Source organism: Collinsella aerofaciens (genome assembly GCF_040910245.1).
In the GTDB taxonomy this organism is placed as follows: domain Bacteria; phylum Actinomycetota; class Coriobacteriia; order Coriobacteriales; family Coriobacteriaceae; genus Collinsella.
The window spans coordinates 24,514-37,827 of the sequence record NZ_JBDGAY010000009.1 but is presented as its reverse complement, the minus strand read 5'-3'; the positions used below and the strand labels follow the sequence as shown (position 1 = coordinate 37,827).

Below are 13,314 nucleotides of genomic sequence, written 5' to 3'. Positions count from 1 at the left end.
GAACGAAAGGACCCCTATGAATAAAGATCTGTATCTGGTCCGTCATGGACAGACGATATTCAACCTCAAGCGTATCATTCAGGGGTGGAGTGACTCGCCGCTTACGCAGTTGGGCTGCGACCAGGCGGCGCGCGCCGGCATGTTTTTACGTGCGCGCGGCATTGAGCCCGATCATGCCTACACCTCCACGCTTCATCGCACCGAGCAGACTATCGCCAACTTGTGGCCGGGCTTGGCGTACGAGCGCCTGGACGGCCTGCGTGAGTGGTTCTTTGGTGACTTTGAGGCCGAGCGCGTGATGCTCATGCCCGAGCGCCCGTGGCGCGACTTCTATCGCCAGTTTGGCGGCGAGGGCCAGATGCAGGTGCGCGAGCGCATGGTGGCGACGCTGACCGAGCTTACGCAGCGTCCGGACCATACGTGCGTGCTCGCGGTAAGCCATGGCTCGGCCATCAAGGAGTTCATGGACCACGTGAGGGGTGCGGCGGCCGACGAGCGCGATCGCGTGCCGGGCAACTGCTCAGTGCTGCATTTTGCGTTTGACGATGCGGCCGGTACGTTTGAACTGGTCGAAGTCTTTACGCAGGAAGACTACGCGCGCGAGCTGGGGCTTGAACCGCTCGTGGCTACTGCGGGTCCGCAGCGCGGATAACGCGAGCACGGCGGCACGGGTCGCCGGCATAACTTCTCGACGCAAAAGGGGCGGAGATGCATGTACCTGCTGCATCTCCGCCCCCTGTTTGTTGGGCTGCCGATTTTTGTGCTGGACGGTCTGGTCTTGCTAGAACCGCGCGACCTGGTGCGTGAGCAGACCCGTCGGAACCTGCGGCACGCCGCCGCTGACCTGCGCGGCGGGGAAGAGTACAGCTACGGCAAAGTTGAACGGCTCTTTGCCCGTGTAGGTGCCGGCGGCACGGGCATCGTCGGTCAGGAGCCGTGATGCCCCGACCAGCGCGGCAGCGTAGGTAGGGTCGTCGACCAGTGCTGGCTCCGGTGCTTGGTCGAGCATAGCGCGGATGGCCCCGACGGCGTCCTCGCGCTTGACCTCCCACGCGCGGTGCGTAATGCTCGCGGGGTCGGTGACGGCGTAGAGCGACGCGCCCTCTTTGGCGGCGCCCAGGATGATATCCATGACGGGCGAGGCCTCGTAGGCGAGCGACACGGGACGAGGCTGAACTTTGAGTTCGGCGATCGCGTGCGCAGCGGCGGCCACGTCAGCGCTGGCAACGCCCTTGCCGCCCGCAAGTACACTCGTCGGGCAGATCGCCACGACACCTGTTACGCGCCCCGGCTCGCCCGAGCATTCGTACACGTAATACGCCGCGCCCGGGTCCTTGAGCATCAGGCCATCGGAAATGGCTCCGCGCAGAGCATCGTTGCCGCTCAGGATGCTGCCCATTGCAGGCAGCGCCTCGAGCACGCGGTCCTGAGCCGGGCGGATGCAGGGAAACGGAAGTGCTTTCATGGGCGGTCCTAACGCACGAGTCGGTTTGTTCGCGGCTTATTATGCCCCAACTTGGCCGCTCGCGTCCCAGAGCACGTTATCGGCGAGCGCGATCAGCACCTGCTGACAACGAACGATATCGGCATGGGGCACATATTCGTTGGGCTTGTGCGCGAGCGCGAGCGACCCGGGACCGTAGCTCATGCAATTGCGGTTACCTGTCTTGCCGGCAATGACAGCGGTGTCGGTGTAGCCGGTAAAGAAGCCGACGGTCGTGTCCGCCCCCGTCACGTCATCGGCGGCACGCTTGAGCGCGGCTAGAAGAGGAGAGCTTGGATCGCGCTCGATAGCGGGGCGGTCGCCTGTCACGGTGTAGCTTCCATGGCAGCCGGGGACCGCGGCTTCGGCAACGGCGATGGCCTGCTCTACCATGCGCGTCGCGGCGGCCGTATCGGTCGGCGGGGTCAGGCGCATGTCGACCCAGACTTTGGCGCGGTCGGGCACGACATAGGGGCGATATCCGCCCTCGATTTGGCCAAACGTGATGGTCGAAGGCCCCAGCTCATCGTGCGCGGGCAGCGCCACAAACGCGCGACGGAGCGAACACACGACCTCGGCCATGGCGGCGACGGCATCCGCGCCCTTCCACGGCTGGCTCGCATGCGCCGTTACGCCAGCCATTTCAATCTCGAACCACGTGCGCCCCTTGTGCGCCACCTGGATCTGTCCGTCGGTGGGTTCGGTGTCCAGCACCCATTCGCGCGAGCCGACCCAGCCGGCATCGATCGCGGCCTCTGAGCCGCGCATAAAGTCCTCCTCGTCGACCGAGCAAATGAGTGAGAAGCCACGGCGGGGCAGCTCGCCTTCTGCCGCCACGCGCTCGAGCGTATGGACCAGTGCGGCAATGGCGCAGGCCAGGCCACCCTTCATATCGCAGGCACCGCGGCCATAGAGTTTATCGTTGCGCACGATCGCTCCGAGCGGCGGAATGTCCGCGTCCCAGCCATCGCCCAGCGTAACGGTATCCATATGGCAGATATAGACGAGCCGTGGCTCGTCGCTCAGTCCCGGCACGGTGACCATAAGGTTGCGGCGCCCGGGCAGCACCTCGAGTTCCTCAACCTGCACGGCATGGAGCACCGGATGGCTCAGCTGTGCCACCCGTTCCTCAACCAACGCTTTGATATAGCGCTCAATCTCGTCCTCATACGCACCCGGGTCTGAGCTGTCGATCCGCACGAGTCCTTGCGTAAGCCGCCAAGCAAAATCTGTATCAACCATAGGCACCTCACAGATAGTTAGGTCAACATACAGATTGTATGTCAAGAAGCGGCTCGGTGTATTTAATGGAGTGCTCACAAAAACGGGGGCGCCTCTCGTGCGAAAGGCGTCCCCGCGGGCATTCAATGTCAGTGACGGGCAGGCCACATGGGGAACTGCCCGTCAGATCAGCCGGCGCTATTTGATCACGCGCACGCGATACATCGACGGAATATGCTTGAGCGCCTCGATGGTGCTACTGTCCAGGTGCTCGTCGGTGTCGAACATGGTGTAGGCGTTCTCGCCGGCGGACTCGTTGGTCATACGCTGCACGTTGGCGTTGTCCTTGGCCAGGATCGCCGTGATCTGGCCGATCATGTTGGGCACGTTGGCGTGCAGGCAGGCGATGCGGCTCGCGGCGCGTGCCTTGCCCATGCTGCAGGCGGGGTAGTTGACGCTGTGCGCGATGTTGCCGTTCTCCAGGTAATCCTTGAGCTCGCTGATGGCCATATCGGCGCAGTTGGCCTCGGCCTCGCCAGTGCCGGCGCCCGAGTGCGTGGTGATAAACGTATTGGGCATCTTGACGGTCTTGGGCGTGGCAAAGTCGCAGCTAAACCAGCTCAGCTTGCCCTCGCGCAGGGCTGCGTCGACGGCGTCCTCGTCAATGATGGTTTCGCGCGCGTAGTTGATGAGCACGGCGTCGGGTGCCAGCAGGTTAATCTGCTCGGTGCTGATCATGCCGATGGTGTCTGCCTTGCTGGGCACGTGCACGGTGAGGTAGTCGCAGCCGCGGCACAGATCCTCGAGCGTGCCCACGCGCTGCACCTCGCGGCTCAGCACCCACGCGTGCTCAACGGAAATGAACGGATCGTAGCCGTAGACGTCCATGCCCAGATCGACGCAGGCGTTGGCGACCTTGGAGCCCACGTTGCCCAGGCCGATGACGCCGATGCGCTTGCCCTTGAGCTCGCGGCCTACAAAGGCCTTCTTGGCCTTCTCGGCATCGACCTGAATCTCGGGGTCGTCGGCGTTGTCGCGCACCCAGTTCATCGACTGCACTACACCGCGGCTCGAGAGCACCAGCATGCCCAGGACGAGCTCCTTGACGGCGTTGCTGTTGGCGCCGGGGGAGTTAAAGACGACGACGCCCTTCTTGGCGTACTCCTCGACGGGGATGTTGTTGACGCCGGCACCGCAGCGGGCGATGGCGCGGATGCCCTCGGGCAGCTCGTAGCCGTGCAGGTCGGTCGAGCGCATCAGGATCGCATCGGCCTCCTCGGCGGTGCCCACAAACTCGTAACCCTCGCCAAACTCGACTTTGCCGTCTTTAGTGATGTCGTCGATGGTCTTAATCTTACGCATGGAAAAACTCCTTAGCAGGTTTTGATCTAAGCAGAGTGGTCTGAGGTGGCTGGTCGGCCCGCGTGTTGCGGGCTAGTTAGATCGCGGACTCAAACTATGCTGCGCTTCGAAGTCCTTCATGTACGTGGCCAGCGCCTGCACGTCCTCCATGGTGACGGCGTTGTACACGCTGGCGCGCATGCCGCCGACGAGGCGATGGCCCTTGACGTTTTGAATCTGGTGCTCGGCCGCGCCTGCGACAAAGGCCGCGTCGAGTTCGGCGTCGCCGGTACGGAAGGTGACGTTGGCGATGGAGCGACTGTCTGTCTGCGCAGTGCCGTGGAATAGTTTGCTGTGCTCGAGCAGGTCGTAGAGCAGGTTGGCCTTGGCCCAGTTGCGCTCGGCCATGGCTGCGAGCCCGCCGGTCTGCTCAACCCAACGGAACACCTTGCCGCACACGTAGATGCCAAAGGTGTTGGGCGTGTTGAGCATGGAGCCCTTGGCGGCCTGGGTCTTAAGGTCCATGTACTGCGGCGTCTGCGCAAAGGCGGGGCCTTCGGCGATCAGGTCGTCGCGCAGGATAACCACGGTGACGCCCGCGGCGCCGGCGTTTTTCTGAGCGCCGGCGTAAATGAGCCCGTAGCGCTCAACGTCGAGCGGCTGCGACAAAAAGCAGCTCGAGACATCGGCGACCAGCGGCACATCACCGCAGTTGGGCAGCTCGTGGAACATGGTGCCAAAGATGGTGTTGTTCTGGCAGATGTAGACGTAGTCGAGCCCGTCGCCCGCGGCCTCGGTGGCAATGTGCGCGTTGATGTCGGCTATGTTTGGGATGCGGTCGAAGTTGGTGTCCTCGGAGCTCGCGAGCAGCACGGCCTCGCCGTACTTGGCGGCCTCCTTGTACGCCTTGTTGGCAAAGTTGCCGGTCACGACGTAGCCGGCGCGGCCGCGGCGCATGAGGTTCATCGGGATGCCCGCAAACTGCAACGTGGCGCCGCCCTGCAAAAACAGGACACGGTAGTTGTCCGGGATGCTCAGCAGACGGCGCAGGGTTGCCTCGGCGTCGTCGATGATCTGCTGATACATGCTAGATCGATGGCTCATCTCGAGCACGGACATGCCGCAACCGCGGTAGTCCATCATCTCGTCGGCGATCTCGGCGAGCACGCTTGTGGGCAGAGCGGCCGGGCCAGCTGAGAAGTTGTGCACACGTGCCATCTTCTAGTTCCCCCTCGTAGTCGTTTGAACGTTCGGGATACTTTAGCACAGTGCAGCGCCAGGCGCGACCGCATCACAGCAAAACCCGAGTGCGCCGCTATGATTTACAGGATGATTACATGGGGGAGGGGTGACCTTACCTGATGGCTCGCATCCGATCTGCCTCGGCTTTTGCTTGCTTCCAAGGACGCACTCGGTCGTTTACGAGGTCATCGTAGCCGCGGGCGATGGCGCGTTGAATGCGATCTTCGCGTTCCTGAATGGCGGTTAGCGCGCGTCTGCTCGTCATAGGCCTCGGCATTCATGACGACAAGCGACGCCGATCCGTTTTTGGTCAGGTAGACGGGCTCTTTGGTCTTGTGACGGCTATCCGCAATAGAGCCAAAGTTGCGTTGCAGATCGAATATGGGCTTTACAACGGGCGTATGAAATTCCTTACATAGAATCATATGTATACTATTTCTAATCAGCCTGATGATGAGCATCCTCCAGAGTATATCGAACAAGTGGACGATCTTTATGCTTACGAGGAGGAGGCAAGTAAGCTTCGGGGCTCTTATCGAAAAAACGAGAGAGAGGCATTTAAACTTGTTCAACCCGTCTAACAAGCAATTCGAGATTCTGTGTATTCGGGGAGGAAATGATTGATCTCAAATGTTCGTTAGATGTCCGTGAAAGCGGTGCTCGGCTCGGATTTGCCCATGGATCAACCATGGGTGTGTACGAATTTCTTGTCAAATATTAGTTATTAACGATTCGATATCTGCAACATTATGCTCAAGGGAGCCGAATCATGAGTGCAATTCTACTCGGCAACGGTTTGAACCGCTGCTTGAAGAACTATCCATCTTGGGACGATTTGCTGCAGGGTATCGAGAGTGAGTTCTTCAGTAAATTGGGGCCAACGGTCAATTCGTTGTTGAAGTACGACGCAATTCTTTGTGAGGCGAAGGGGCGCTATAGCAACGACAGCGTTTCAAAGAGAGTTTTAGATTGTTTGAATTGCCTCGATACACCCCAGACTGCAATCGAAAAATCTGATTATTTCGTTTCCATACTCGATTCTGGTGTTAAAACAATTTTGACGACCAATTATGACCACAACCTTGAAAACGCTCTCATTCACGGGGCTTCATCTCCCTTGTTTGGCAAGCAAGTAGAAGAACATTACACGTTTGAGACGAGAGCTAGCGATAAGAGAAATAAAGTAATTGGCGATTTGGAAGTCCATCACATTCACGGAGAAATCTCGTATCCTAAAAGTATTTGTTTGGGCATTACCAAGTACATTGATAATTTGGCTAAAACAATGGAATTGCTATCTGATGGGGAGTCTAGTCAGGACGTTTCAAGTCTTGGTCGTTTGATTGATTTAAATGTGCTTACTAGGGGTCCTGGCTGGAAAAAGACCTGGGCCGAGCTCTTCTTTAATTCTAATATCTATATTGTTGGTCTTGGTTTGTCGTCGGACGAGCTCGATATCTGGTGGCTTCTCATGAGGAGGGCTCAGCTGTTGGCGGACCGGGACATGAACGGAAAAATAACAAATAGAATCATCTATTTCCCTCTTATTTCCGAAGATGAGCAGCGCGATTTTAGTCCTTTCGACGCCCTTCATGTTGAGTGCGAGCCATGCAAAGTAATTGCCGGTAATTGGGAAAAGGCCTATTGCAAGATTTGGGAAGAGATTAGACGGCTTGAGGGATAAAGGAGTCTCAAGTACGTATCGACAACCTGGGCGAGCTGCCCTGTGCTTTTGGAATTCGTATTGACGAATGCTAATTAGACGAAAAACGGCACGACCGTTTTGTGGCTTATAGGACAAAATGTGTGTCTACTTTAGGGGCATCGGCGCAGGTCGATGCCCCTTTTTCAGCCGTTTAAATTCCGTGGCCGCTTTTAACCGCTCGGACAGAATGTGTGTCCGGTTGCCCATCGTTCCCGCTGGTAGATAACCTTTTCCGGAACCGTTAAATACCCTTTCGGAAGAGGTGCCCATGAAGGCCGTTTATTGCCCCTACTGCGGCGGTCGGACCAAGCGCAACGGCAGGACCTCATCGGGATCCCGGCGGTGGAGGTGCACGGCCTGCGGCGCGTCGACGACGGTGAGGTACGACGACACGGCGACGAGGCTGGACGAGTTCATCGGGTGGCTCCTCTCCAAGGACTCCCAGGCGGCGATGCCGGGCGGCGGACGGTCCTTCAGGCGCAGGACGGCCGAGTTCTGGGAGGTCTGGCCGATGCCCGTCCCCGACGGCGAGTTGCACCGCGTGCTCTACGTCGACGGGATCTGGGTCGCGCGCGACCTCGTGGTGCTCATATGCTGCAGCGGCGAGAGGGTGGTCTCCTGGTACATGGCCAGGTCCGAGAACTCGAGGGCGTGGTCGGCCCTCATGGCGCCGATCCCGGCGCCCGAGGTGGTCGTCACCGACGGCGGGAGCGGGTTCGCCAAGGCCGTGCGCGAGACCTGGCCGCGCACCAGGGTCCAGAGGTGCACCTTCCACGCCTTCTCGCAGGTCAAGCGCTACACGACGACGCGGCCGAAGCTCCAGGCGGGGCGCGGGCTCTACCTCATCGCGCGCGACCTCATGGGCATCGAGACGCTGCACCGCGCCGCTCCAAGGCCAAGCGCAAAAAGCGCGGACCCGAGGACTCTCCGTTTAGCGTGGCGTCGCTCACGCCCATCCAGATGCCCAATCTGGACCTGGATGCCATGGTCGACGAGCGCCAGTACTTTACGCGCGACGAGTGGCTCAACATGCTGCTGCGCTCCGCTGGCTATGAGCCCAGTGAGCTTTCCGAGAAAGAGCGTCTGCACTTTATCGAGCGTATGGTGCCGCTCATCGAGCGCAACTACAATCTATGCGAGCTGGGTCCGCGCGGCACCGGCAAGAGCCATATCTACAAAGAGGTCTCGCCCTACGCCATCTTGCTCTCTGGCGGTCAGACCACCACGGCCAACCTGTTCGGCCGTATGAACTCCATGCGCGCCGACCGTGTGGGCTTGGTAGGTCACTGGGACTGCGTGACGTTCGACGAGGTCGCCGGCCTGCGCTTTAAGGATACCAATGCCGTGCAGGTCATGAAGGACTATATGGCGAGCGGCAGCTATGCGCGCGGCCGCGACCAGATCAACGCCGATGCCTCCATGGTCTTTGAGGGTAACATCAACGACACCGTGCAAAACGTCCTTAAGACCACGCACCTGTTTGATCCGTTCCCGCCGGAGTTTAACAACGATTCGGCCTTCTTCGACCGCATCCATTACTACCTGCCGGGCTGGGAGATTCCCAAGATGCGCTCGAGCCTGCTGACCGGGCATTACGGCCTGATCACCGACTGCCTGTCGGAGTTTTGCAAGGAGATGCGCCGCAAGGACTTTACGCACCATATCGACCGTTATTTCCGCTTTAACAGTGACTTTAACAAGCGTGACGAGATCGCCGTGCGCAAGACCTTTAGCGGTCTGGCCAAGCTGCTGTTCCCCGACGAGGCCATGGACAAGGACGACGTGCACTGGCTGCTGGACTACGCCATTGAGGGCCGTCGCCGCGTAAAGGAGCAGCTCAAGATTATGGCGGGCGTTGAGTTTATCGACGTCAACCTGGGCTATATGGATGCCGACAACCCGCAGGACGTGCACGTGGTGCGTGTGCCCGAGCAGAGCGAGGACACGCTGATTCCCGACGGACCGCTGCTGTCCGGCCACGTGTTTGGCGTTGGCAGGTCGCAGGGCGGCGAGGTTGCCGTGTACAAGCTGGAGAACAAGGCCGTTGCCGGCGAGTGCAAGTTTAAGTACGAGGGCGTGGCCTTTAACAAGCCGGTGCGCGATACGCTGGAAGCCGCGTTCGACAACTTTGTGGGCCTGGCGAACCGCGTGGCACCGGGCATGCACATTGGCTCCAAGGATTACCTGCTGTTCTATAACGACCTACAGAGCAAGGGCCTGTCCGAGGAGGTTTCGCTCGCCGAGTTTGTGGGTCTGTGCTCCGCGGCGTGCAACCGCCCGGTGATGCCTGCGCTGGCGGTTCCGGGCATCCTGCGCATGTCGGGCTCTATGGACGAGATCCGCGGGCTCGAGGACATTATGCGCGTGGCCAAAAATGCCGGTGCCAAGCGCGTGATTTTGCCGCTGAGCGCCATTGCGGGCCTGCAGAGCGTGCCGTCCGAGATTATCTCGGGCTTGAGCCCGGTGTTCTACATGGATGGCGACCCGGTCGATGCCGCGAAGAAGGCACTGGATCTGTAGGAGCGCGGGTGAGTGGGCTTGCGTGCGCGTGGGCCCGCGGGCGTGTTGGTGCGTAGTGCGTGAGGAGGCTTTGCCATGGCGGACGAGTGTTCTGTTGGCGAGCTGCTCGACGAGCTGTTTGGCTTTGAATCGGTAGCCAAGCGTCAGACGGCGCTCGAGCAGTACGATCGCGGGGAGTTGGTGCGCAAGGCACGCTCCCGCGAGCTACTGGGTGTGCTTAGGGGCGTCGAGACCGCCGAGCGCGCTGCACGCGAGTCTGCCGTGCGGGCTGTTGATACGTACGTGCGCCGTGTTGAGGGTTCGGCCCTTGCGCGTGCTCGGAAGCAAGCGGGCGTTGCGGGTCCGTTGCAGATGGAGCGGCGCTATGCTGCCTTTTTGCGCATGGAGGACAAGGCTGAGCTGTTGACGCGCCTGGAGCAGACGCTTTCGTTTATCGAGATAAAGCTGCGGGCTAATACAGCGGATAGGGTTCGTGCGGCGTACGATGCTGCGGGGGCTTTGGTGTTGCAGGGCGTGGCGCGTCTGAGTGACGTGCGCGTTGTGGATGCCGTGCCCCTGGATGCCGATTTGCTGTGTACGCAGCTGGAGCAGATGCGCTGTGCCGCCGACGCAACGGACCTTACGGGCATGATCACGGCGACGTTTGAGTCCGAGCTGAGTGCGACGGGGTCGCAGGACGCTGACGGGCTTGTGGACGACGTGGTCGGTGATGTTGCTGGCGACGTGGCGTTGGAGCATGAACTTGCTAACGTGCGCGGCGCTGCGCAGCGGGCGCGCTTGGCCGCGCAGGCGTATCGGGCCGAGCGTGCCGCCCGCGTTGCAGGGAGCACGGTGGAGCCTTCGGGGCTGCCGGAGGCTGCTCGCGTTGCATGCGAGGTTGTGTGCGATGCCGGTTTGCTCGCCGAGTTGCTCGCTCAGGTTAAGAAGTCGTTTGAAACCTACCGTCGCGTTGTCGCCGACGGTGGGTTGTTCTGCGCCTTTGGAACCGGTTCGCCGCATGGGATTTGCAGGGGCTCGAGCTATTTGGACTACGATTCTCGGCTTGATGAGGACGTACTGGTGGGTGAGTACGACGGTGCTACCAGGCATAATGTTCGGCGCGAGGTTCCGATTCCCGAGCTTGTGGACGAGGCTTCGGCTGATGGCGGCGATTCGCTCGAGGTCGCCGTGGCGCGCATGCAGGAGTTTAACGGGCGCCGCTACGATGGTGTGCTGGACGAGGACCCCGCGCGTCATGTGAATGCGTTTTGGTATGGACTCAAAAAGCTCAGCCAGTATTGCGAGGCCGCCGTGCGTGTGGACGAGCGCGCTTGGGATTGCTTTATCGATAAGGTTCAGTTCGCCTACGACGAGCCGGTGGGGCGTTTGGCTGCGCAGATGGACGACAAGCAGGTTGCGGCTTTTGTCGCTGCTGTGAATGAGCTTGGCGCTGCTAAGTAGGGCTTGGCTCGGTAGGAGGTTCCACCGTGAAGATCGATGTCGATGTAGACCAGCTGCGCGAGAGCCTGCTCGATCGTGCGGGGAGTGCGGCGGGCGTGGGCTTTCCGGCCGCCATGCTCGACGTGGTGGATATTGAGGACGAGTCGCCCCAAGAGCTCCTGGCCCGAGCCGAACGCGAAGGCCTCGACCTCCGCGATTTTGCCGTCGACGATGACTAGGGTAGCTAATTTGGGACGGGCGTCTGTACCCGCAGCTGCGCGAAAATGCACGATAAGCCGTCGCAATGGAGTCCAATGAGCTCGCGACCGATCTATTTTGACTGCACGCTGGCTAAGTGAGTAGGCTTTATTGGAAATCCAGAGCACCCGACAATTTTGCTTCAACAAACCCGCAGGTCACAGACTTGTGCTTTGGTGACGTGGTCGGCGATTCTACAAAAGTCTACTCACTTAGTTTTGAGAGGCGCTAATTGTCCGCAACGAGACCCCAGCCGGGGCGATTGATGCTCAAATGTAGCCAATTCGGGACGGTTATCCCCTTGCCGCTACGACGCCAGCGTGGCGATGACGGCTTCGTCGCCGGCGTATATGAGGGTGTTGCCGTCGGGAATGATCGTTTGGCCGTCGCGCTTGAGCATCACGACGATAAACGGGTGCTTGCCCTGCGGCACGTCGCGCAGGCGCTGTCCGGCCAGGCGTCCATGGGGCGTCACGGTGACCTCGCTCAGCGTAACCTCGGCACGTTCTTCAAACGTCGCCGCGGCCATAACCAGAAGGTCGCCTTCTTCAATTACGGTATCGCCGTTGGGCAGCACCGGGTGCGCGCCGTCGCGCAGCACCAGGACCACCAGCATGTCCGTCGCGCTGCCAATATCGGCGAGCGACCGACCGGCAAACGGATGTCCCGCGCCCACCTTGAGCTTAACGAACGACATGCCGTCCTCGTCGCGGTAGTCGTTAAACGTGCGGCGCACGTCGCCTTCTGCATCGATCATATCGAGTTTCTTCGCTACTGCCGGCAGCAGCGAGCCCTGCACCACAATGCTCGACACGGCAATCACAAAGACCAGGTCAAACAGGTCGTGTCCACCGGGAACGCCGGCCACAACGGCAAAGAGGCTAAAGACGACCGAAGCCGCGCCGCGCAGGCCCGCCCAGCTTACGAGCGCGACCTGGCGAGGGTTCGTCTTAAAGGGCGCCAGGAGCGCACCGACGGCGATGGGGCGGCTCACAAAGAGCATAAACGCCATGAGTGCCAGGCCCGGCAGCAGCATTTGCGGCAGGCGGGCGGGCGTCACGAGCAGGCCGAGCAAGAAGAAGATAGTCATCTCGGCCATCTCGGTGAGGGTGTCGAAGAAGTGCGCCATCTCGACCTTGTCGGTGATGTCGCTTGCGCCCAGCACGATGCCTGCAAGGTATACGGCCAAAAAGCTGTTGCCGCCCAGATAGCTCGGCAGCGCGTAGGCGACAATCGCTACGGCGAACAAAAAGATAGTCTGCGCGCCCTCGGCCGTTGCATGCGCGCACTCGATCAAGCGGCCCGATGCCCAGCCGATGGCAAGGCCCAACCCCACGCCCAGGATGATCTGCTTGGTCAGCAGCACGGGAATGTCGATATTGCCGCCCGCCGCAAGGGTCGCGAGCACCGCGGTAAGCATGTAGGCGACGGGGTCGTTGGAGCCCGATTCGACCTCGAGCAGCGAGTCGGTGCCACCTCTCAGCGAAAGACTGTGCTCGCGCAGTACGCTAAAGACGCTGGCCGCGTCGGTGGATGCCACGACCGATCCCAGCAGCAGGCCACCAATCCAGTCGAAACCCAGTACAAAGTGCGCAAACGCACCCGTGATGCCGGCAGTGATGACGACGCCGAGCGTGCTCAGCAGCACCGCGGGCACGGCGACAGGTTTGGCGCGGTTGATGTTGGTGTTAAAGCCGCCGTAGAACATGATGAACAGCAGCGCCGTGCTGCAGACGGTTTCGGTGAGTGCATAGTCGCTAAAGTCGATGTGCGCCGGACCGTTGACGCCCAGCAGCATGCCCAGCGCGATAAAGATGAGCAGGGTGGGAAAGGGGAGCTTTTTTCCGACGGGTTTGATGGTCAGGCACAGAATAATGACGAGGCCGATAAAGAGAAGTATCTGGTTCATGGATGGTGTCCGCTCCTGGGTGGTTGGCGTGGCACGGTCAGTTGTCTGCAGTCATTTGTACCCAAAGGTGGTGGGTTTATGGGTCTGGATTGCGGGCACGCGCATTTTCGACACGAAGCAGAGGCGCGGGCGGCATTGGTTGGGGCGCCGGGCCAGACGACGTGGCGTGAGCGATGCGGGTTGGCAGGCGTGCGCTGGTGACCGTTGACGGTATGC

General features: G+C 60.5%; 10 protein-coding genes and 2 pseudogenes. 7 read left to right on the top strand and 5 right to left on the bottom strand.

All coding sequences use genetic code 11. From position 1 onward, the window contains the following. The first annotated feature begins 16 nt into the window (after nt 1–16). Entirely contained in the window at nt 17–652 is a 636-nt protein-coding gene (locus AB5Z20_RS04805; protein WP_368156474.1) for a histidine phosphatase family protein, read from the top strand. A 129-nt stretch (nt 653–781) separates the two neighbouring features. Here AB5Z20_RS04805 and AB5Z20_RS04800 read toward each other — a convergent pair whose 3' ends face one another. From AB5Z20_RS04800 to serC, 4 genes are all read right to left on the bottom strand, one after another. Then, nucleotides 782–1,465 (bottom strand): DUF1015 family protein, encoded by a 684-nt coding sequence (locus AB5Z20_RS04800; protein ID WP_368156473.1) that lies wholly within the window; start codon nt 1,463–1,465, stop codon nt 782–784. Between the two features lie 39 nt (nt 1,466–1,504). Then, on the bottom strand, nt 1,505–2,725 hold the full coding sequence (locus AB5Z20_RS04795) for a M20 family metallopeptidase (protein ID WP_368144409.1): 1,221 nt from the start codon (nt 2,723–2,725) through the stop codon (nt 1,505–1,507). A 177-nt stretch (nt 2,726–2,902) separates the two neighbouring features. Then, entirely contained in the window at nt 2,903–4,066 is a 1,164-nt protein-coding gene (locus AB5Z20_RS04790; RefSeq protein WP_368156471.1) for a phosphoglycerate dehydrogenase, read from the bottom strand. 72 nt (nt 4,067–4,138) lie between these two features. Beyond that, the gene (gene serC, locus AB5Z20_RS04785) at nt 4,139–5,263 is read right to left on the bottom strand and encodes a 3-phosphoserine/phosphohydroxythreonine transaminase (protein WP_368156470.1); all 1,125 of its coding nucleotides are present in this window, start codon (nt 5,261–5,263) and stop codon (nt 4,139–4,141) included. A gap of 793 nt (nt 5,264–6,056) precedes the next feature. Between serC and AB5Z20_RS04775 the strand changes: the two genes are divergently transcribed. The 6 genes and pseudogenes from AB5Z20_RS04775 (at nt 6,057) to AB5Z20_RS04750 (ending at nt 11,170) form a co-directional block, all read left to right on the top strand. Then, a complete protein-coding gene (locus AB5Z20_RS04775) occupies nt 6,057–6,971 on the top strand; it encodes an SIR2 family protein (protein ID WP_161161912.1) in 915 nt (304 codons plus the stop codon). Nucleotides 6,972–7,260: 289 nt separating this feature from the next. After that, nucleotides 7,261–7,326, top strand: a pseudogene (locus tag AB5Z20_RS09855) (hypothetical protein); the annotation flags it as partial. 291 nt (nt 7,327–7,617) lie between these two features. After that, nucleotides 7,618–7,728 (top strand): annotated as a pseudogene (locus tag AB5Z20_RS04765) (hypothetical protein); the annotation flags it as partial. Between the two features lie 26 nt (nt 7,729–7,754). After that, on the top strand, nt 7,755–9,512 hold the full coding sequence (gene brxL, locus AB5Z20_RS04760) for a protease Lon-related BREX system protein BrxL (protein ID WP_368156469.1): 1,758 nt from the start codon (nt 7,755–7,757) through the stop codon (nt 9,510–9,512). A gap of 75 nt (nt 9,513–9,587) precedes the next feature. Next, entirely contained in the window at nt 9,588–10,952 is a 1,365-nt protein-coding gene (locus tag AB5Z20_RS04755) for a hypothetical protein (RefSeq protein WP_368156467.1), read from the top strand. A 26-nt stretch (nt 10,953–10,978) separates the two neighbouring features. Continuing rightward, on the top strand, nt 10,979–11,170 hold the full coding sequence (locus AB5Z20_RS04750; RefSeq protein WP_368156466.1) for a hypothetical protein: 192 nt from the start codon (nt 10,979–10,981) through the stop codon (nt 11,168–11,170). 326 nt (nt 11,171–11,496) lie between these two features. Here the strand turns inward: AB5Z20_RS04750 and AB5Z20_RS04745 are convergent, their stop codons facing one another. Then, nucleotides 11,497–13,098, bottom strand: coding sequence for a potassium/proton antiporter (locus AB5Z20_RS04745; protein ID WP_368156465.1), 1,602 nt, complete (start codon nt 13,096–13,098; stop codon nt 11,497–11,499). Between the last annotated feature and the right edge of the window lie 216 nt (nt 13,099–13,314).

Excerpts from the sequence above, each read along its gene's own strand:
- AB5Z20_RS04805 (WP_368156474.1), top strand. The coding sequence starts at position 17 with ATGAATAAAGATCTGTATCTGGTCCGTCATGGACAGACGATATTCAAC.
- AB5Z20_RS04800 (WP_368156473.1), bottom strand. The coding sequence starts at position 1,465 with ATGAAAGCACTTCCGTTTCCCTGCATCCGCCCGGCTCAGGACCGCGTG.
- AB5Z20_RS04795 (WP_368144409.1), bottom strand. The coding sequence starts at position 2,725 with ATGGTTGATACAGATTTTGCTTGGCGGCTTACGCAAGGACTCGTGCGG.
- AB5Z20_RS04790 (WP_368156471.1), bottom strand. The coding sequence starts at position 4,066 with ATGCGTAAGATTAAGACCATCGACGACATCACTAAAGACGGCAAAGTC.
- serC (WP_368156470.1), bottom strand. The coding sequence starts at position 5,263 with ATGGCACGTGTGCACAACTTCTCAGCTGGCCCGGCCGCTCTGCCCACA.
- AB5Z20_RS04775 (WP_161161912.1), top strand. The coding sequence starts at position 6,057 with ATGAGTGCAATTCTACTCGGCAACGGTTTGAACCGCTGCTTGAAGAAC.
- AB5Z20_RS04755 (WP_368156467.1), top strand. The coding sequence starts at position 9,588 with ATGGCGGACGAGTGTTCTGTTGGCGAGCTGCTCGACGAGCTGTTTGGC.
- AB5Z20_RS04745 (WP_368156465.1), bottom strand. The coding sequence starts at position 13,098 with ATGAACCAGATACTTCTCTTTATCGGCCTCGTCATTATTCTGTGCCTG.